This is a genomic window from Pantoea sp. AS-PWVM4 (assembly GCF_000468095.1).
Classification (GTDB): domain Bacteria; phylum Pseudomonadota; class Gammaproteobacteria; order Enterobacterales; family Enterobacteriaceae; genus Pantoea; species Pantoea phytobeneficialis.
The window spans coordinates 87483-106942 of record NZ_ASZC01000009.1 but is presented as its reverse complement, the minus strand read 5'-3'; the positions used below and the strand labels follow the sequence as shown (position 1 = coordinate 106942).

Genomic DNA, 19460 nt, shown 5'->3' with positions numbered 1-19460 from the left:
ACCATAGGGTCAGGCGGTTTAACAGCAGCAACGACAGGAGAAGGGAATGTTTGGGATAAAGTCGGGATATGAGAAAAGCCGGTACGAAACGTGTTCCGCACCGGTCACACATTACTGCGTGCTGCGTTGAATCGCCTTGCCACCTGCTTCTACATCTTCCCCTACACCACGGGTGGTGTTGCAGGCAGAAAGCAGAGAGGAAAGCACCAGTACCGAGAAAATCGCGACAATACTTTTCTTTAACATAACAATATCCTTTTTGGTTGCAGTAAAAGTACAGCTTTTAAAGCATAGTCCCTAAACGCAACGCTGCGGTGTCGGGCACAGAAAAAGGAGATGTGTAGGCGCTTACTTGGCCGCTCGTGAAATTGCGCCACCCAAATGGGAGACATCTTCACCGAAGCCGTGGAAGGTGTTGCAGGCACTCAATGCCGAGGAGACCAGCAACGCAAAGGCGACGAATTTTGCCAGCTTTTTCATTATTCTGAACTCACTTAGAAAAAAGGCGCATCGAAGGATGCGCCTGATTTGACGATTATTTTACGCGAGAAACGTATTCGCCAGAGCGGGTATCCACTTTTACCACTTCGCCAATCTGCACGAACAACGGCACTTTAACTACGGCGCCAGTTGCCAGCGTAGCCGGCTTACCACCCGTACCTGCGGTATCACCCTTCAGGCCTGGATCGGTTTCGATAACTTCAGCTTCGATGAAGTTCGGCGGCTGAACAGCAATGGCTTTGTTGTTCCACAGGGTAACGATACAATCGGCGTTATCCTGCAACCACTTCTGCACGTCGTCCAGCACCTTAGCTTCAACCTGATACTGCTCGAAGCTTTCCGGGTGCATGAAGTAGAAGAAGTCACCGTCGTTGTATGAGTATTGCAGGGTCATATCAACCACGTCTGCGCCTTCGGCAGAGTCAGTTGATTTGAAGGTTTTCTCAACGCGAGAACCGGTCAGCAGACGACGCATTTTTACGCGTGCAAACGCCTGGCCTTTACCCGGCTTAACGAATTCACTTGATTCGATGGCATACGGTTCGCCTTCGAACATGATTTTAAGACCGGAACGAAAATCGTTGCTAAGATAAGTCGCCATAAAGGCCCTCTGTAAATATTGAACTGGTAATAGCCAAAAAAATGGCACACATTGTAACCCTAAATCCCCCTTCCAGAGAAGATTGGTTGCAGCAACTTGCTGATGTTGTCACCGATCCCGCTGAATTACTGCAACTTTTAGCTCTCGAGCACCATGCCGAATTGGCTGAAGGCACTGAAGCAAGGCGACTTTTTGCCCTGCGCGTGCCGCGAGCGTTCATTCAGCGCATGAAAATCGGTGATGCGCAGGACCCGCTACTGTTGCAAGTGTTAACCAGCCGTCAGGAATTCAATGATGCGCCCGGTTACAGCACCGACCCGCTGGATGAACAAAGCAGCGTGGTGCCGGGTTTACTGCATAAGTATAGAAACCGCGCGCTGTTGTTGGTAAAAGGCGGCTGTGCCGTCAATTGCCGCTACTGCTTCCGTCGTCACTTCCCTTATCAGGACAATCAGGGCAATAAGCGTAACTGGCAGGCCGCCATTGACTACATTGCCGATCACCCCGAACTGGACGAGATTATTTTCTCCGGTGGTGATCCGCTGATGGCGAAAGATCATGAGCTGGCATGGTTGATTGCAGCGCTGGAGAGAATCCCGCATCTGAAACGTCTACGCATTCACAGTCGTCTGCCAGTGGTGATTCCGGCCCGCATCACCGAGGGATTGTGCCAGCTACTGGCGAATACCCGTTTGCAGGTGCTGCTGGTGAGCCATATCAACCATGCGCAGGAGATCGATGAGGAATTGCGCTACGGTATGCAAATGCTGAAGCGAGCAGGTGTCACGCTGCTGAACCAGAGCGTGCTGCTGCGCGGCGTTAACGATAATGCGGAACAGCTGGCCGATCTCAGCAACGCGCTCTTTGATGCTGGCATTCTGCCTTATTACCTGCACGTACTGGATAAGGTGCAAGGCGCAGCGCACTTCTTTGTCCCGGACGATGAAGCGCGTGCGCTGGTGCGCGAATTGCTGACGATGGTGTCGGGATATATGGTGCCGAAGCTGGCACGAGAAATCGGCGGAGAACCGAGTAAAACACCACTCGATTTGCAGTTACGACAGGAATAGATAACAACCAACCATAGCGGCGCGATTTATCGCACAATCTCGTGCGCTTTGCCGGAAAAAACCTGCGCGATAAATCGCGCCGCTACGGGATACTATGCCGTTATGGGCACTTATAAACCTGGCCGGTCATTTTGCTGTCGAGCGGGGCAAACGCAGACAGCAGGTTCTGCGTCGGGCTGGTCGCGCCATAAATGGTGTTGCCGCCCATTTCTGCCGCACGGTTGCGCAGATCGTTGGCCGCGCCGCGCAGTGAACTGCCTTCACCGCCGGAACCACTCAACCAGTTACTCTGTGAACCGGTGACATTTCCCAGAAGCTGACATTCGCTGCCCGGTTGCTGATCGACGAAAGTTACGCGCTCGCCGCCAGCACTCAGTTGATTTGAGCTGCTGCAACCCGCCAGCAGTAAGCTACCGACTGCCAGTCCGAGCAAGAGGTTAATCCGCATTGTATTCCCCATTTATTATCATCAGTGTCGGGCGGCAGCGTAGCAGAAAAGCGCATATTTTTTCTGAACATTCATTGCCCTAACCCGCGAAGCCGAAGTATTGCGCCCTTACTTATACCCTTTCGCCAGCAAAAGAAAAACCCCTGACCGTTGCCGATCAGGGGTTCTCAGATGACTTAAGCAGTCAACGGCGATTACATCATGCCGCCCATACCGCCCATGCCACCCATGCCGCCAGCGCCAGCACCTAAGTCAGGTGCATCGCCTTTCGGCAGGTCAGTGACCATACATTCGGTGGTGATCATCAGGCCAGCCACAGAAGCCGCGTACTGCAAAGCAGAACGGGTTACTTTGGTCGGATCCAGGATACCGAAGTCGATCATGTTGCCGTATTCTTCAGTCTGCGCGTTGTAACCGTAGTTACCGTCGCCCGCTTTCACGTTGTTGGCAACCACAGACGGTTCTTCACCGGCGTTAGATACGATCTGACGCAGCGGTGCTTCCATTGCGCGCAGCGCAACTTTGATACCGACGTTCTGATCTTCGTTCTGGCCTTTCAGCTCAGTCAGTTTCGCAGCAACACGCACCAGCGCCACGCCACCACCAGCAACCACGCCTTCTTCTACCGCAGCACGGGTTGCGTGCAGGGCATCTTCAACGCGGGCTTTCTTCTCTTTCATTTCAACTTCAGTTGCTGCGCCAACTTTCAGTACGGCCACGCCGCCTGCCAGTTTCGCTACGCGCTCCTGCAGTTTTTCTTTGTCGTAGTCAGAGGTCGCTTCTTCGATCTGCTGACGAATCTGGGTCACACGACCAGAGATAGCACCTTCGTCGCCCACACCGTCGATGATGGTGGTGGTGTCTTTGTTGATTACGACGCGTTTTGCCTGGCCCAGGTCTTCCAGAGCTGCTTTTTCCAGCTCCATACCGATCTCTTCAGAGATAACGGTACCGCCAGTCAGGATAGCGATATCCTGAAGCATCGCTTTACGACGGTCGCCGAAGCCCGGTGCTTTAACCGCAGCCACTTTCACGATACCGCGCATGGTGTTAACCACCAGCGTCGCCAGCGCTTCGCCTTCCACGTCTTCTGCGATGATCAGCAGCGGTTTGCCAGCTTTAGCAACGGCTTCCAGCACCGGCAGCATTTCGCGGATGTTAGAGATTTTCTTGTCAGCCAGCAGGATGAACGGGCTTTCCAGCTCAACAGCACCGGTTTCCGGCTTGTTGATGAAGTACGGAGAGAGGTAACCGCGGTCAAACTGCATACCTTCAACTACGTCCAGCTCGTCTTGCAGACCGGTACCTTCTTCAACGGTGATAACGCCTTCTTTACCCACTTTTTCCATCGCCTGAGCGATCAGGGTACCGACGCTTTCATCGGAGTTGGCAGAAATGGTACCAACCTGAGCAATAGCTTTAGAGTCAGAGCACGGAACTGACAGCGCTTTCAGCTGTTCAACAGCGGCGACAACGGCTTTGTCGATACCGCGCTTCAGGTCCATCGGGTTCATGCCAGCCGCAACAGCTTTCAGACCTTCGTTAACGATAGCCTGTGCCAGTACGGTTGCGGTGGTGGTGCCGTCGCCTGCTGCGTCGTTCGCTTTAGAGGCCACTTCTTTCACCATCTGCGCACCCATGTTTTCGAACTTGTCTTCCAGCTCGATTTCACGCGCTACAGAAACACCATCTTTAGTGATGGTCGGTGCACCAAAAGATTTATCCAGAACCACGTTACGGCCTTTCGGGCCCAGGGTAACTTTTACTGCATCTGCCAGTACGTTCACGCCACGCAACATTTTTACGCGTGCGTCATTACCGAATTTTACGTCTTTAGCTGCCATTTCAAATATCCCTTAAATTCGTTTCGTTCAGTGAATTACGCGTAAAAATTACGCTTCGACAATCGCCAGAATGTCGTTTTCAGAGATGATCAGAACTTCTTCGTTGTCGATCTTCTCAGTTTTTGCGCCGTAACCTTCGTTGAAAATCACCACGTCGCCCACTTTAACGTCCAGTGGCAGGATGTTGCCGTTTTCCAGGATACGGCCTTTACCTACTGCAACCACTTCGCCGCGAGTAGATTTGCCTGCCGCAGAACCGGTCAGAACGATGCCGCCAGCTGATTTTGCTTCAACTTCTTTACGCTTGACGATCACGCGATCATGTAACGGACGAATTGACATGTGATAGCTCTCCTTTAGAAAGTCCAATCATTCAGTTTTAGGGGTTGAACGCCGGGCTTCATGGCTTCCGGCCTCGTGGTGGAAGAGATTAGGGCTAATAAGAAGGCTTTCAAGGGGGAAAACAGAAAAAATTTTCGTTTTTGTAACAGACGACGAAAAACCCAGCAAAAAGGCGGCTCACGCCGCCTTGAGAAAATCACTGGTCTTTGTCGTGACCGATACGATCGTTATTTTTGCGCTCGTATTCGCCATCAACGGTAAAGCCACTGTCCGGACCTGCTCCCGGCCCACGCCAGACGCGCAGATGCGGCATCAGCTTCAGCGTCAGGTGCTTTTGCACCGGTGGCAGCAACAACAACAGTCCAAGAAAATCGGTAAAAAAGCCGGGAAGCAGCAGCAAAAAACCGGAGATGATCAGCGAAACGCTTTTGATCATCTCTGCCGCCGGGCTTTCATTACGCGCCATTTTCTCCTGCATCAGCATGAAGTTTCTTACGCCCTGATTTTTCACCAGCGAGACACCAATACATGAGGTGAAAATCACCAGCAGCATGGTGAGCAGAACGCCCAGCACATGCGCGACCTTGATGAAAAGCGTGATTTCAATCCAGGCCAGAACAAAAAAAATCACAAACGGTAACCAGCGCACCGATATCTCCTGTGAGTTGTGGCTGCCTCGCTTCAGGCCAGACAGCAGAATGGGATGGTCAAAGGGACCGTAATGAAAGAGATGGTCATTCCGGGGAGTGATTTCAACCGATCCTGCCAAATTTTTCCGGCTGACTTAAAATTGTGAGAAACATCACATATCGTTATTAGCGTAGCGCCAGCAAAAGCCCGTAAAGTGATCTGTGCACAGGCTTTTCTGTAATGACAGAATATGATCGTGCTCGCCAGACCGAAGATGGATAAAATGTCGGCGCTGGTATTCCACGACAATATAATTGCATCACCTGCATGTGACTCGCCGCCCTCCTCTGATCGCCTCAGAGTGCGTCCGGCAGCCACTCAGCAGCCATAATAAGAAGGTAATCATGGCGAACAACATTCGTATCGAAGAAGACCTGTTAGGCATGCGTGAAGTTCCGGCCGACGCCTACTATGGTGTTCACACTCTGCGTGCGATTGAGAACTTCTATATTAGTAATAGCAAAATCAGCGACATACCTGAATTCGTTCGCGGTATGGTGATGGTGAAGAAAGCAGCCGCCCTGGCAAACAAAGAGCTGCAAACAATTCCCCGCAATATTGCTAACACCATTATTCAGGCCTGTGATGAGGTACTGAACAACGGTAAGTGCATGGATCAATTCCCGGTTGACGTCTATCAGGGCGGCGCGGGTACCTCGGTCAACATGAACACCAACGAAGTGCTGGCTAACATCGGTCTGGAGCTGATGGGTCACCACAAAGGTGAATATCAATACCTCAACCCGAACGACCATGTGAACAAGTGTCAGTCCACCAATGACGCTTATCCCACCGGCTTCCGTATCGCCGTTTATACCTCGATTCTCAAACTGATCGACGCCATCAATCAACTGGGTGAAGGCTTCCAGCGCAAAGCAGTGGAATTCGAGAACATCCTGAAGATGGGCCGCACCCAGTTGCAGGATGCGGTACCAATGACACTTGGTCAGGAATTCCACGCCTTCAACGTGTTGTTGAACGAGGAGACGCGTAGCATTCTGCGCACCGCAGAACTGCTGCTGGAAGTGAACCTCGGTGCGACCGCGATTGGTACGCGTCTCAACACGCCGGACGGCTACCAACATCTGGCGGTACAACGTCTGGCTGAAGTCAGCAACCTGCCGGTGGTCCCGGCCGAAGACCTGATTGAAGCCACTTCCGACTGCGGTGCCTACGTGATGGTGCATTCATCGCTGAAACGCCTGGCGGTGAAACTGTCGAAAATCTGTAACGACCTGCGCCTGCTCTCCTCAGGTCCACGCGCAGGTCTGAACGAGATCAACCTGCCGGAATTGCAGGCAGGTTCTTCCATCATGCCCGCCAAAGTTAACCCGGTGGTGCCGGAAGTGGTGAACCAGGTGTGCTTCAAGGTCATCGGCAACGACACTACGGTGACGATGGCCGCCGAAGCCGGGCAGTTGCAGCTCAACGTGATGGAGCCGGTAATCGGCCAGGCGCTGTTTGAATCCATCAGCATCCTGACTAACGCCTGCTACAACCTGCTGGAGAAATGCGTCAACGGCATCACCGCCAACAAAGCGGTGTGTGAAGCCTACGTGTTCAACTCGATCGGTATCGTCACCTATCTCAACCCGTACATTGGTCACCACAACGGTGACATCGTCGGTAAGATTTGTGCCGAAACCGGCAAGAGCGTACGTGAAGTGGTGTTGGAGCGTGGCCTGCTGACCGAAGCCGAGCTGGACGACATCTTCTCCATTCAGAACCTGATGTTCCCGGCCTACAAAGCCAAACGCTACACCGACGAAAACGAACAATAACCCGTTCTGGATCACGTTGTCGCAAGCACGCCCGTATAGAATGCGGGCGTGTTTTTTTTTGGCGACTACAACTAAGGAATGTCGCGTTTCAGGGAGTGAAAAGATGGTCGTGGTTGAATTAATGATCGTGTTGCTGGCGATCTGGTTGGGTGCCCGTCTGGGCGGCATCGGCATTGGTTTTGCCGGTGGGCTGGGTGTGCTGGTCCTGACGCTATTTTGCGGCATGAAACCGGGCGCGATTCCTTTTGATGTGATTGAAATCATCATGGCGGTGATCGCCGCCATTGCGGCCATGCAAGTGGCGGGCGGTATGGATTATCTCGTCAGTCTCGCTGAACGCTTGCTGCGCCGCCATCCACGTTACGTCACCTTCCTCGCCCCCCTGATCACTTATGTAATGACATTGCTGGCCGGTACTGGCCATACCGCTTTTTCCACTCTGCCGGTGATCGCCGAAGTCGCCAAAGAACAAGGTGTGCGGCCTTCACGCCCGCTCTCCATCGCCGTCGTGGCGTCGCAAATTGCCATCACCGCCTCACCGATCTCCGCTGCGGTGGTGTTTTTTGCCTCGCTGCTGGAACCGCGCGGCGTCAGTTATCTGGCCCTGCTCGGCGTGGCATTACCCTCGACGATGCTGGCGATCTTCTGTGCCGCCATCGTGACCAATTTCCTTGGTAAAGAACTGAAAGACGATGAAATCTACCAGGCGCGGCTGGCAAAAGGCGAAGTGACACTGCGCGGTGCGCAGGTATTTGACCTCAAACCCGGGGCGAAACGCTCGGTGGCGCTGTTCCTCGTCGGCATTGCGGCGGTGGTGTTGTATGCCACCGCGATCAGCGATAGCGTCGGTTTGATCGCCAACCCGGTGTTGCCACGCAACGAAGCCATCGTGGTGTTTATGCTCACCATCGCGACGCTTATCTGCCTGACCTGCAAAATCGATACCGGTGAAATTCTCAGCGCCAGTACCTTCAAGTCCGGCATGAGCGCCTGTATCTGCGTCATGGGTGTGGCCTGGTTAGGGGATACCTTTGTTAAAGCGCATCTTGGCGCGATCCAGACGCTGGCCGGGGATATGCTGCAAAGCTACCCGTGGTTGCTGGCGCTGGTGCTGTTCTTTGCTGCCACCCTGCTCTATTCACAAGCCGCGACCACCAAAGCGCTAATGCCCGCGGCGCTATTGCTGGGCGTATCACCCCATGCGGCAATTGCCTCATTCGCTGCGGTTTCCGCCCTGTTTGTACTGCCTACCTACCCGACGTTGTTGGCGGCGGTAGAGATGGACGACACTGGCTCAACACGCATCGGTAAGTATGTGTTTAATCATTCGTTTATGGTACCCGGCGTGCTGGCGATTGTGCTGTCGGTGCTGTTTGGTTTCCTGCTGGGTGGCCTGATCCTGTAGCCTGGTTACAACCTGTAAACCCTGCGTTTATCTGGTCGTGTTATCATCACCCCTTTCGTCAGCGGAGCCTTCTGATGCACACCCATTCAGCAGTTATTGTGTTGTGCACTGCCCCGGACCAGACTTGTGCCGAGCAACTGGCCGCCAGTGCGCTGGCCGCGAAACTGGCCGCCTGCGTTACGCTACTGCCCGGTGCCACATCGTTTTATGTCTGGGAAGGAAAACTGGAGCAGTCCAGTGAAGTCCAGATGTTACTGAAAAGCGATACACAACATCAGCAGGCGCTAATGGATCTGCTTAAAGCGGCGCATCCTTATGATGTGCCGGAACTACTGGCGTTGCCGGTACAACATGGAGACAGTGAATACTTGTCATGGCTGCACGCATCTCTCGCCTGATCGGCCTCTGCCTGGCGCTGTTTATCAGCCTGTCGGCTCAGGCATCAATCTTTTCGCCCAATAACAACAGCCGCTTCGTACCGGTTGACCAGGCTTTCGGCTTCGATTTTAGCCAGCAAGGCAATCAATTAACGTTGAGCTGGAAAGTGAAATCCGGCTATTACCTTTATCGCCAGAAAATCCAGGTTACGCCGCAAAAAGCGCAAATAGCGCCGCTGGCATTGCCGCCAGGACAAGCGCACGAGGATGAGTTCTACGGTAAAAGTGAAATCTATCCGCAGGATTTACAACTGCCGGTCATCATCCATCAGGCCGATCAAGGGGCCACTCTGACGGTAACCTATCAGGGCTGTGCCGCCGCGGGCTTTTGTTATCCACCCGAAACCCGCGCCGTCCCACTTAACGCCGTCGCCACTAATAACGCCGCGCCCGCGGTAAGCGCTCAACCGGACAACCGCAGCACCCCGCTTCCGTTCTCGCCGTTGTGGGCGTTGCTGATTGGCATTGGTGTTGCCTTTACCCCCTGTGTACTGCCGATGTATCCGCTGATCTCCAGCATTATCCTTGGCGGCCCGCGACGCTTTTCCCTCGGTCGTCTGTTCGCGCTGGCGATGGTCTACGTACAGGGTATGGCGCTGACCTACACCTTGCTTGGCGTGGTGGTTGCGGCTGCGGGGTTACGCTTTCAGGCGGCGTTGCAGCATCCCTATGTATTGATTGGCCTCTCGGTGCTGTTCATCGCTCTGGCGCTGTCGATGTTTGGCCTGTTCACCCTGCAACTGCCCGCCAGTCTGCAAACACGTCTGACGCTGTGGAGTAACCGCCATCAGGGAGGATCGTTGCCAGGCGTATTTGCGATGGGTGCGCTGGCGGGTTTGATCTGCTCCCCCTGCACCACCGCGCCGCTCAGCGCGATCCTGTTGTATATCGCCCAGAGCGGCAATCTGCTGGTCGGTGCGGGTACCCTGTGGCTGTACGCTTTTGGTATGGGTTTGCCACTGATTGCCGTGACGCTGTTCGGCAACAAACTGCTGCCGAAAAGCGGCCCGTGGATGCATAGCGTCAAAGAGGGTTTTGGTTTTGTGATCCTCGCACTGCCGGTTTTCCTGTTGGAACGCGTAATAGGCGATCTTTGGGGCATGCGCCTGTGGAGCCTGCTCGGCGTGGCGTTCTTTGCCTGGGCGTTTCGCCTTAGCCTGGGGCTACAGGGCAAAGGACGTGTGGTACAGGTGGTGATGTTGGTGGCTGCGGTGGTAGCGGCGCGTCCATTGCAGGACTGGGCGTTTGGTGTCGATAACCCGGTGCAAACCGTCGCCCATCTGCCCTTCCAACCCATTGCCAGCAGCCAGCAGCTCGATACGGCGCTGCAACAGGCACAGGGGCGCATGACTATGGTCGACCTGTACGCCGACTGGTGCGTCGCCTGCAAAGAGTTTGAGAAGTACACCTTCAGCGACGCACAGGTGCGCAGCGCCCTGAGCCAGGTGCAACTGTTGCAGGCGAACGTCACCGCCAACAACGCTCAGGATAACGCCCTGTTGCAGCATTTACAGGTACTGGGCCTGCCGACCATTCTGTTCTTCGACGCGCAAGGTAAAGAGATTCCTGACTCGCGCGTGACCGGTTTCCTTAACGCCGACGAATTCCGCGCGCATTTGCACAATCTGCCGCGTTAAACGACACTGGAGCAAGACACACCCCGTCCGATTGCCGGACGGGCCGCATACCAGAGGAGAGTCACTTGCAACGTGAACAGATACTCGAGCATGCGTTGAATGTGCTTGAACAACGCGGCCTCGCCGCCACCACGTCCCTGCAACAACTGGCTGGAGACAGCGAACTGGCACCCCAACAGCTGGAACGCTTCTGGCCGGACCGCGATGCCCTGCTGTATGACGCCCTGCGCTATCACGGCCAGCAGATTGATAGCTGGCGGCGCCAGATTCAACTCAACGAACGTCTGAGCGGCGCAGAGAAGCTGCTGGCGCGCTATGAGGTACTGGCGGAACATGTCAGCAAAGGTCGCTTCCCCGGTTGCCTGTTTATTGCCGCCTGTAGCTTCTATCCGCAGCCGGATCAACCCGTCCATCAACTGGCAGAACAGCAAAAACGCGCCTCCTGGCAATTTACCCACGATATTCTGGTTAATCTTGAGCTGGATAACCCGACAATGGTGGCAGATCAGATGGAATTGATTCTGGAGGGTTGCCTGAGCAAGCTGCTGGTGAAGCGCAACGTGCAGGATGTTGCGATGGCGCGCCGTCTGGCAGAAGATGTGCTTAGCATCGCGCTGTGCCGTAAAAATGGAGCGCTCGCGTAGTCATTTTGGCGGTTCTGCATGAAAAGCAGGCAATCAATCACGTTTCCCGCGGTTTTTTCGCGAAAGCCGTTGACGACCGTGAGCCATTAGGGTTTAATGCGCCCCGTTGCCCGAATAGCTCAGTCGGTAGAGCAGGGGATTGAAAATCCCCGTGTCCCTGGTTCGATTCCGGGTTCGGGCACCAAAATTCAGAGAACCCAGCCAATGGCTGGGTTTTTGCTTTTTGGCTTCCGGTCGTTTTTACATTAACTAACGCTTTGTAAATGAAATGCCCTTCCTTTCAGTACCCATATTCTGAAAATTTTTATAGCATTATTATCGCTTCCGTAATATTCATGACTCAACATCTCGCTGGGAATAATCCCAATATCCGCGCATTGAAATAACTACGGAGTCACCCATTTTCTGGTAATCTGGTATTTCACATCAGGAAAATTATACGGTTCAGAAAAGTATCAAAGTTCACCTGCTGATCGCTTTTCTACAGAAACCGCCTGAGAGAAATATTATTCTACCTTTCAGCCACCTTTATAGATTTTGATAATTTTACAGGGGACAAATATGGACAAAATGACAAATTCCAAAACCCGTCGCAAACACATCCGCTTCTCTCATACGCTGCTCGACCAGATTGAAGAAAGCATGAACAGTGAAAACAGCCAGAACTTCTCGGCCTGGGTCGTGGATGCCTGTCGTCTTAAAGTGCGGGAAATTCAAAAGAATTTTAAAAGATAAAATTATTCTTTAAATATCTCGGGTATTTCACCCACCATGCAACTGACAAAAGAAACAATAAGACATAACGTATTGGCGAGAGATAAAAGAAATTTTCTGCGATATTCGCATGGATAAAAAAAGGTCTGTTATGGAAAATAACCTTCTCATAACAGACCTTCTATTTTATTAACCTTCCAGCACCAGCCGACTGTCTGCCAGAATTAATGGCTGAATTTGGTGTGTCACCAATAACGTCGTTTTTCCTTTCACCAATTCTTTTAGCGCATTCAGTACCATGTCGGTATTGGTGGCATCTAATCCTTCTGTCGGTTCATCTAATAAGATGACGGGAGCATGCGACAGAAAGGCTCTGGCGATGGCGATCCTGCGTGCCTGACCACCGGAAAGCCGGGTACCGAGTTCCCCGACCAACGTATCCAACCCCGCAGGAAAAGCACGAACTTCCTCTGCCAGTGACGCCTGAGTGAGAGCCTGCCATAAGGCTGCATCATCCGCATCAGGGGATACCAGCCGCAGGTTGTCCCGGATGGAGGCATTAAACAGATACGTTTTTTGTCCAACCACCGAGATAATCTGGCGCAGTACCTCATCCGATAAGCTTTTTACCGCATGACCACCAATCAACACCTCGCCTTTATCACAATCCCAAAAACCCTGTATCAGGTTAAGAATCGTGGTTTTACCTGCCCCACTGGGCCCCAGCAACGCCAGGCACTGACCTTGCGCAACCCGAAAGCTGAGTGAGTCCAACACAACGGGTTGTTCTGGTGCATAACGCATGGTGACCGCGGAAAAGGTCAGATCGAAGGTTGCAGGCATTTCACTGCGCTTGGGCAAGACCACGGCCGGGGTAAGTTCCGCCATGGAAAAAATCCGCCGCGCCGCTTCGCGAGTGACGCCCAGCGCGGCAAATGCCGTGGGCAATGCCGCCACCGCTTCCGTGCTGGCAAGTACCGCAAATAACAACATGACGATGTCATTGCCGGCGATACCGCCGGCATGTCCCGCACCGACCAGCAGGATAAAGGCACAAAACATACCCAACTGGCCTGCCAGGGCCGACAATGCGCTACCTGACGCCCCGGTCCACGCCTGCTGACGTTGCGCAGCAATCAACTTTTGTGACAGCAGGGACAAATGTCCGGCCTGTCGGGCAACAGCCCCCGCCACTTGTAACTCGCCAAGGCCGCGAATCAGATCGGTCGACGCAGCCTGAATCGCCGCACGTAATCCCGCGACCGCATGACCACTTGCCCGAGTGCGGGACGCTACCGCCAGCGGCACAATCACCCCCGCGAGCAACAGCATCACGCCATCAATAACGGCGACACCCGGAGAGAACCAAAAAAGCACGCCCAGGATGGCGACCGATGAGATCAGCCCGGCAATCGCCGGAGCCAGAATTCTCAGGTAAAAATTGTCGAGGCTATCAATATCGGCTCTCAGACGCGCCAGCACATCACCGTCACGGAAACCCTGTAAACGGGCGGGAGCCAGCGGCTCAAGACGTTGATAAAACCAGACACGCAGCACTGACAGCAGCCGTAACGTTGCATCGTGCGTCACCAGGCGCTCAAGGTAGCGAGCGAAGGTACGCAACACCGCCAGGCCACGAATAGCGGCAGCCGGTGTGAAGAACTCCAGCGTCAGTGCCCCGACACCGGCCAGCGCCATCGACGCGATAAACCAACCCGACAGCGCCAGCAGCGTGACGTTAGACAGGATGACGACGACAGACAGACCGATACCGAGCGCCATCCGCCACCGCCAGGGACGCGCCAGCCTTAAGAGATGACGTAAGTCGTTCATGCGGTTGCTCCTTTCTGAAGCCGTTCAAGCTCGGCAAACACACCGCCACTTTGCAGCAGATCCCGGGGCTTGCCTGACTCGATCACCCTGCCCTGCGCCAGCACCAAAACCTTGTCGGCCATCGCCGCCACGTCGGTATCGTGAGTAATCACTAACCGAGCTGAATCGGGCAGCGCCTCGGCCAACGCGACCATCATCTGCCGCGCCGTGTGGCTGTCCAGCGCCGCCGTCGGCTCATCGAGGATGAGCACCGGTGGCGCGGTCAGCACGGCTCGCGCCATCGCCACGCGCTGGATTTGACCACCAGAAAGGCCCTGGCCGCCATCGCCAACCTGGGTGGCGTAGCTGGTGGGTAACGCGTCGATAAAGGGCGCAGCCTGAGCCAGTCGCGCAGCCGCATACAGTTCGTTGTTCCCGGCTTCGGGATGTGCGAGGCAAATATTATCGGCTATCGAACCGGCAAACAGCGTAGGCCGCTGTGGCAGCCAGCCGATTTGCTTTTGCCAGGTGGGTAAATCCAACCCGGAGAGATCCTGTCCATCAATCAGAATCCGCCCATTTGCCGGGGTAATAAAGCGCAACAGCAGCCTGGCAAGGGTGGTTTTGCCTGCACCACTCGAGCCAACAATAGCCAGCGTTTCACCCCGGCGCAGCGTAAAGGAGATGTCCTCAATGCCGCCGCCTTCCTGATGCTGATAACTCACCCCTTCAACACGAATCTCCTGCGGCGCACCAACCGGTGTCACCGTGTTGGGTGCCGTTGCAGGCGGCTCGGTATTCAGGATAGCTAACAGCCCTTCGGTCGCGCCCAGCGCATCCATACGGGCGTGATAATGTGCCCCCAGATCGCGCAGAGGACGAAAGAACTCAGGGGCAAGCAGCAGCGCGAACAAACCTGGCAGGAAGGCCAGTTCACCGTAATACAGACGGAAGCCGACATAGACCGCCACCATCGCGGTACTGATGGTGGCAAAAAATTCCAGCACCAGCGAGGACAGAAACGCCACGCGCAGCACCTTCATCGTCGTCTGACGGTAGTTTTCGGAAATCACCGCAATGATCTGCGCCTGTCTGCGGGCCGCATTGGATTGGCGCAGGGTTGTCAGGCCAGAAATCACATCGAAGAAATGCGCACTCATCAGGCTGAGCTTATGCCACTGCCGGAGGTTCATTTTTTCGGCACCCTTGCCGACCAGGATCATAAATAACGGAACCAGGGGGGCCGTTATCAACATAATCAGCCCGGAAACCCAATCGGCGGGGAACAGCGCCACCAGGATCGCCAGAGGCACGATACCGATGATGATTTTTTGCGGAAGAAAGGCGGAGAAATAGGTTTCGATCGCTTCGACACCTTCACCCAGCGAACTGGCGATGCTGCCGGTGCGCTGTTGCTGGCTCCATGTTGGACCCAGTGCCGCGATACGTTCCAGTAACGTTCCCCGCAACGTCTGTCGAATGCGCGCGGCGCTCTCGAAAGCGAAGCCCTGGCGCAGCATGTCCAGACCTGCACGCAGGATCATCACAACAGGCAATAGCCAAAGTTCGGGGAACAGTTCGGTCAATCCTTTGCCGCCGATGACAACCCGGTCGATCAACCATGCCAGCAGCCAGCACTGGACAATCATCATGATGGCATTCAGCGTTGCCATGGTGACGGACAGGGAGAAAAGCGCGCCTGCCTGGCGACGCTGGCTGGAGAGCCAACGTTCCGCCAGGCGAGCGGCTGCGCCACTAAGGGGAGGACGAGCCGACATGATGCGTTTAGTGTCCGTAACCAACCAGTTTGGAGATGCGTCCCCGGAAGACCCAAATCTGGTACCAGTTATACATAATCATGACTGGTACAAACCCACCCATTGTCAGGGTGAAGGTGATCAGGGAAACCTGCGGGCTGGCACCGGCCCAGATGGTCCAGGTATTCGGTACGATCCACGGGAACATGGTAATCAACATACCAAAGCCCAGAATCAGCGCCGCACCGTTGAACCACATAATCGCCGCAAAATCTTTGTCTTTCAGGGTGTCACGACGCACCTGCTCAATGCAGAACAGCGCGATAAGACCAAACAGGCCCCAAATCCAGAAGTGCGGGCCAAACCACTTCGCACGCGCCCAGTCAAAAATCGCCGCGCTCCACACCCAGGTGATCACTACCGCAGCAATCGCTAACCAGAAAATGGTAGCAGTCCAGCGGGCAGCATCCTGACGAATAGGCTCTGACTTTTCAAAACGCGCACGCACAAACAGCACACCGGAGAAGGTCATGGCAACGCAGGAGGAAATGCCGGTCCAGATGGAGAAAGGCGAAATAAAGTTAAACGCCCCGCCCGCATAATGCGGCACGCCCTGCGCCGGGGTATCCAGCGCAAATCCCTGCAATACGGCACCGACACACATGCCGCCAAAGAAGGTCACGGTCAGACTGGCGACACCAAACACCCCGTCTGAGAAGCGCTGCCAGAACGGCGACGCCAGGTGACGGAACTCCAGTGCCACCGCACGGGACATAATGCCCCATAACACCAGCGCCATCGGCACCATCAGGTAGCTAAAAGCCGAACCGTAAACGAACGGGAAAGTACCAAACATGATCCCCCCGGCCACAATCAGCCAGGTTTCGTTGGCATCCCAGGTGCCGGCCATCGCCGCCATAATTGCGCCGCGTTCGTCATGATCTCTTACGAAGAGCGAGAAAATCCCCGCCCCAAGGTCTGCGCCATCCAGCGCAATGTATAACAACACGCTGACGCCAAAAGCCAGCCACCAGGCAATCGTCAGAAATTGCTGGGTATGAGTAAGCATATCCATGGGTTTCTTCTCCGCGTCAGACCGGTCTTACGTATTCAGGATGGTCAGCATGACCGCCTGGCGGCAGGTCGAGCTGGCCGATATGCTCATGGCCTTCACCCGGCAGCTTGCTGGTCAAATCAGGACCCTGACGAACAACTTTTGCCAGGAACCAGATCGTACCGGCAACCACCGCTGACTCGAAGATGGCAAAGCCAACCAGCCAGAAGATTGCCAGGCCAAGCGTCATCGCGCTCATACCGTCCTCAGTACGCATCAGTCCGTTAACAATCCACGGCTGACGACCAATTTCACGCGTCCACCAACCTGCGATTACCGCGATATAAGGCAGCACCACCATCACAACCGCGATAAACAGGAACAACGTATTACGTGGGGCCAGTTCCACCGTCATACGACGGCGCGCCATCAGCCAGATACCCCACAGACTGACCAGCAGGATTGCACCACCCGCTCCGGCCATCGCGCGGAACGCATAGAAAGGCAGCACCACAGGCGGCTGTTCGTCTTTCGGGAAGCTGTTCAGGCCTTTCACCGGGCCATTCCAGGTTTTGGTTTCAATCAGGCTGAGTGCATGCGGGATGGAAATCGACCAGGCCAGCCCATTTCCTTCGGCATTCGGCCAACCGATGATATGCCAGGCGCTGTTGACGTTACCTGCTGCATCATAGGTGTCGTAGTGCCCTTCCATCGCTGCCAGTGCCGCAGGTTTGTTTTCGAGAGTATTCTCGCCCAGCACATCACCCATATAGATTTGTGCAGCAGAAACCACGGCCAGCAACACCAGCGCATATTTCAGCGGTCGCAGGAAAAGCTCCACATTGCGGCGTTTCAGTACGAACCAGGCACAGGTCGCGACCACGAAGCAGAGCGACAGCTCGAAGCTGGCCAGCAACATGTGAGGAAACGCGCTTTTGACATTCGGATTGAGGAGCGCGGCTACCCAATCGGTCACATGAAAGATGCCATTCTTGTATTCGACACCGGTTGGCGTCTGCATCCAGGAGTTAGCGACCAGAATCCACATCGCTGAAAGCGTTGAGGAGAGGGCGACGTTGAAAGTCGCGAAAAGATGCATCCCACGGCTGATCTTGCCCCAGCCAAAAATCATCAGTCCGATAAAACCGGCTTCATACATAAAGGCGGTGATGGTCTCATATCCCAACACCTGGCCAAAGAATGGCCCGGCAGCTTGAGAAAAGCGGCCATACAGGATACCAAAAGCCATTTCCATCGTAACACCCGTTGCCACACCGGCTCCGAAGTTGACGATGAACAGCTTTTCGAAAAAACGACACAAGCGGTACCACTTTTCATCATTTTTTCTGACCCACATCAGTTCAGAAATGAACAGCAGCGCAGCCAGACCAATGGTCAGTGGTGGGTAAATGATATGTACTGATGAGATTAACGCGAAGTCGATTCGCGTAATCAGCGATGTGAGATCGTTACTTAACATGACTATCTTCTTTTCTATTAAGTGACCAGATTAGCCAGCGACAACCGAACGCTCTTCCCCTTACATGGCAGGTGAAGTGGTAAGAGTCAGAACGGGGAGTGTAGAAAAAGGTGTCGCACCATCGGATTAGTCTACACGCCAAAACATCCTGGTTAGCACATATCCCTGCTAAACACATTAGAAACAGGATAATATCCGCCAGCATGTACATGGCATGTTGAGCCTGGCCAGTTGGCCATGCTTACAACCAGGCAATTGCCGACGAAGCTTAAAAATAAGCGCAACAGTACTCGACGGTAAGCTAATTACCGTTAAGACCTGAAATTTGCTTATTTGAGATGATCCAGGTTTCGAGACGCTTATATTTTCGATAAAGCACAATATAGGAGCTGTGTAGTCCGAATGAGGGTCAGTATATTCCCCCCCACCCGCATATTGTCAAGAAAAATGTGGGTAAATCGTTTTTCTGTTGCAAGAGATCTTATATTCATTCACAAGAAACAAAAAATGAACCAATCAACCAACCAACTGTAACCAAAAGAAAATCAAACATTGAAACAGTTGACTATTCTAAGTCAAATTGCGGCTGATTCGGCAATAAAAAATACGCAAATAATCACAAAATAATAATTTAAATCAACAAGTTAACGCGATTGTGATTTTTCAGCGTTAACCAAAAAATGACTAATAAGGATGTTTATAAAAATTCGAACCGCTTCGGGATAATAATAATTTCCAATGTGTACGATAACGTTTAATCAATATAAAGGAACATAAAATTCACAAAAAAAACGATATCCGCATTATCATAATGGTCATATCAATAACCTTTCAGTCGATAATTAACAACAAAAATAACCAATGAGTAACATTTATAATTTACCAACCGATCCTTTATTTTCTGACGATAAAATATCCGGCCTGTCGTGGGTGAGTTGTCATGAAAAAGGGTTCATGCTTCACATGAACCCTTTTTTTACCCCAGCGCACGATTAGCTCATCCATTACGGTTGAGGTTGGTGACAGTCAACCCGGTGAACTAAGGCCACCATAGCAGCGCCTGGGCCACATAGATGAGACAAGCCAGCACGATTTTCGAACATAAACTGCGATGGGTAAAATGTTTCAAAATCACGCATAAAATAACGAACAGCATTCGTAGCATTTCGCGCAGATGTAACAGGTGAAAGATTGCCATAACATTTCCACGAATGACCAAAGCAGTCATGACTATACCTTAGTT

The 19460-nt window shown here is 53.5% G+C and carries 18 protein-coding genes and 1 tRNA gene; 8 read left to right on the top strand and 11 right to left on the bottom strand.

Annotated features, from left to right (window positions below):
- Positions 1-111: 111 nt before the first annotated feature.
- From L579_RS10470 to efp, 3 genes are all read right to left on the bottom strand, one after another.
- On the bottom strand, positions 112-246 hold the full coding sequence (locus tag L579_RS10470; RefSeq protein ID WP_021184225.1) for an entericidin A/B family lipoprotein: 135 nt from the start codon (positions 244-246) through the stop codon (positions 112-114).
- A 102-nt stretch (positions 247-348) separates the two neighbouring features.
- Complete coding sequence (locus tag L579_RS10465; protein WP_013507637.1) at positions 349-480, bottom strand: entericidin A/B family lipoprotein; 132 nt, start codon at positions 478-480, stop codon at positions 349-351.
- Positions 481-535: 55 nt separating this feature from the next.
- Positions 536-1102 carry an elongation factor P gene (efp, locus tag L579_RS10460; protein ID WP_021184224.1) on the bottom strand — a complete coding sequence of 189 codons (567 nt, stop codon included), beginning with the start codon at positions 1100-1102 and terminating at the stop codon, positions 536-538.
- A gap of 41 nt (positions 1103-1143) precedes the next feature.
- Between efp and epmB the strand changes: the two genes are divergently transcribed.
- Entirely contained in the window at positions 1144-2172 is a 1029-nt protein-coding gene (epmB, locus tag L579_RS10455; RefSeq protein ID WP_021184223.1) for an EF-P beta-lysylation protein EpmB, read from the top strand.
- 100 nt (positions 2173-2272) lie between these two features.
- Here the strand turns inward: epmB and L579_RS10450 are convergent, their stop codons facing one another.
- The 4 genes from L579_RS10450 to L579_RS10435 form a co-directional block, all read right to left on the bottom strand.
- Positions 2273-2620 (bottom strand): DUF4156 domain-containing protein, encoded by a 348-nt coding sequence (locus L579_RS10450; protein WP_021184222.1) that lies wholly within the window; start codon positions 2618-2620, stop codon positions 2273-2275.
- A 194-nt stretch (positions 2621-2814) separates the two neighbouring features.
- Positions 2815-4464 carry a chaperonin GroEL gene (gene groL / locus L579_RS10445; RefSeq protein ID WP_021184221.1) on the bottom strand — a complete coding sequence of 550 codons (1650 nt, stop codon included), beginning with the start codon at positions 4462-4464 and terminating at the stop codon, positions 2815-2817.
- A gap of 48 nt (positions 4465-4512) precedes the next feature.
- The gene (locus L579_RS10440) at positions 4513-4806 is read right to left on the bottom strand and encodes a co-chaperone GroES (protein ID WP_021184220.1); all 294 of its coding nucleotides are present in this window, start codon (positions 4804-4806) and stop codon (positions 4513-4515) included.
- Between the two features lie 196 nt (positions 4807-5002).
- The gene (locus L579_RS10435) at positions 5003-5455 is read right to left on the bottom strand and encodes an FxsA family protein (protein WP_021184219.1); all 453 of its coding nucleotides are present in this window, start codon (positions 5453-5455) and stop codon (positions 5003-5005) included.
- 385 nt (positions 5456-5840) lie between these two features.
- On the opposite strand from L579_RS10435, the gene aspA reads away from it, so the two are divergent.
- The 7 genes from aspA to L579_RS23295 all read left to right on the top strand — a co-directional run bounded on the left by aspA (position 5841) and on the right by L579_RS23295 (position 12135).
- Positions 5841-7277, top strand: a complete 1437-nt coding sequence (aspA, locus tag L579_RS10430) for an aspartate ammonia-lyase (protein WP_021184217.1) — start codon at positions 5841-5843, stop codon at positions 7275-7277.
- A gap of 103 nt (positions 7278-7380) precedes the next feature.
- Positions 7381-8682: an anaerobic C4-dicarboxylate transporter gene (locus tag L579_RS10425; protein ID WP_021184216.1), complete on the top strand. Its 1302-nt coding sequence runs from the start codon at positions 7381-7383 to the stop codon at positions 8680-8682.
- Between the two features lie 74 nt (positions 8683-8756).
- Positions 8757-9080 carry a divalent cation tolerance protein CutA gene (cutA, locus tag L579_RS10420; RefSeq protein WP_021184215.1) on the top strand — a complete coding sequence of 108 codons (324 nt, stop codon included), beginning with the start codon at positions 8757-8759 and terminating at the stop codon, positions 9078-9080.
- A complete protein-coding gene (locus tag L579_RS10415; RefSeq protein WP_021184214.1) occupies positions 9056-10756 on the top strand; it encodes a protein-disulfide reductase DsbD in 1701 nt (566 codons plus the stop codon). Before cutA ends, L579_RS10415 begins: the two co-directional genes overlap by 25 nt.
- A gap of 65 nt (positions 10757-10821) precedes the next feature.
- A complete protein-coding gene (locus L579_RS10410; RefSeq protein WP_021184213.1) occupies positions 10822-11400 on the top strand; it encodes a division control transcriptional repressor DicD in 579 nt (192 codons plus the stop codon).
- A gap of 108 nt (positions 11401-11508) precedes the next feature.
- Positions 11509-11584: transfer RNA gene (locus L579_RS10405), tRNA-Phe, on the top strand.
- A 377-nt stretch (positions 11585-11961) separates the two neighbouring features.
- Positions 11962-12135, top strand: a complete 174-nt coding sequence (locus L579_RS23295; RefSeq protein ID WP_021184212.1) for a YlcI/YnfO family protein — start codon at positions 11962-11964, stop codon at positions 12133-12135.
- A gap of 168 nt (positions 12136-12303) precedes the next feature.
- Here the strand turns inward: L579_RS23295 and cydC are convergent, their stop codons facing one another.
- From cydC to L579_RS10385, 4 genes are read right to left on the bottom strand one after another with little or no spacing between them, the layout of a single operon-like run.
- A complete protein-coding gene (gene cydC, locus L579_RS10400; RefSeq protein ID WP_021184211.1) occupies positions 12304-13947 on the bottom strand; it encodes a thiol reductant ABC exporter subunit CydC in 1644 nt (547 codons plus the stop codon).
- On the bottom strand, positions 13944-15704 hold the full coding sequence (cydD, locus tag L579_RS10395) for a thiol reductant ABC exporter subunit CydD (protein ID WP_021184210.1): 1761 nt from the start codon (positions 15702-15704) through the stop codon (positions 13944-13946). The genes cydC and cydD overlap by 4 nt, the downstream gene beginning before the upstream one ends.
- Positions 15705-15711: 7 nt before the next feature.
- Positions 15712-16758 carry a cytochrome d ubiquinol oxidase subunit II gene (locus L579_RS10390; protein WP_021184209.1) on the bottom strand — a complete coding sequence of 349 codons (1047 nt, stop codon included), beginning with the start codon at positions 16756-16758 and terminating at the stop codon, positions 15712-15714.
- 16 nt (positions 16759-16774) lie between these two features.
- Positions 16775-18217, bottom strand: a complete 1443-nt coding sequence (locus L579_RS10385) for a cytochrome ubiquinol oxidase subunit I (RefSeq protein ID WP_021184208.1) — start codon at positions 18215-18217, stop codon at positions 16775-16777.
- Between the last annotated feature and the right edge of the window lie 1243 nt (positions 18218-19460).

Coding starts and splice junctions, on each gene's coding strand:
- L579_RS10470 (WP_021184225.1), bottom strand. CDS start 246: ATGTTAAAGAAAAGTATTGTCGCGATTTTCTCGGTACTGGTGCTTTCC.
- L579_RS10465 (WP_013507637.1), bottom strand. CDS start 480: ATGAAAAAGCTGGCAAAATTCGTCGCCTTTGCGTTGCTGGTCTCCTCG.
- efp (WP_021184224.1), bottom strand. CDS start 1,102: ATGGCGACTTATCTTAGCAACGATTTTCGTTCCGGTCTTAAAATCATG.
- epmB (WP_021184223.1), top strand. CDS start 1,144: ATGGCACACATTGTAACCCTAAATCCCCCTTCCAGAGAAGATTGGTTG.
- L579_RS10450 (WP_021184222.1), bottom strand. CDS start 2,620: ATGCGGATTAACCTCTTGCTCGGACTGGCAGTCGGTAGCTTACTGCTG.
- groL (WP_021184221.1), bottom strand. CDS start 4,464: ATGGCAGCTAAAGACGTAAAATTCGGTAATGACGCACGCGTAAAAATG.
- L579_RS10440 (WP_021184220.1), bottom strand. CDS start 4,806: ATGTCAATTCGTCCGTTACATGATCGCGTGATCGTCAAGCGTAAAGAA.
- aspA (WP_021184217.1), top strand. CDS start 5,841: ATGGCGAACAACATTCGTATCGAAGAAGACCTGTTAGGCATGCGTGAA.
- L579_RS10425 (WP_021184216.1), top strand. CDS start 7,381: ATGGTCGTGGTTGAATTAATGATCGTGTTGCTGGCGATCTGGTTGGGT.
- cutA (WP_021184215.1), top strand. CDS start 8,757: ATGCACACCCATTCAGCAGTTATTGTGTTGTGCACTGCCCCGGACCAG.
- L579_RS10415 (WP_021184214.1), top strand. CDS start 9,056: ATGGCTGCACGCATCTCTCGCCTGATCGGCCTCTGCCTGGCGCTGTTT.
- L579_RS23295 (WP_021184212.1), top strand. CDS start 11,962: ATGGACAAAATGACAAATTCCAAAACCCGTCGCAAACACATCCGCTTC.
- cydC (WP_021184211.1), bottom strand. CDS start 13,947: ATGAACGACTTACGTCATCTCTTAAGGCTGGCGCGTCCCTGGCGGTGG.
- cydD (WP_021184210.1), bottom strand. CDS start 15,704: ATGTCGGCTCGTCCTCCCCTTAGTGGCGCAGCCGCTCGCCTGGCGGAA.
- L579_RS10390 (WP_021184209.1), bottom strand. CDS start 16,758: ATGGATATGCTTACTCATACCCAGCAATTTCTGACGATTGCCTGGTGG.
- L579_RS10385 (WP_021184208.1), bottom strand. CDS start 18,217: ATGTTAAGTAACGATCTCACATCGCTGATTACGCGAATCGACTTCGCG.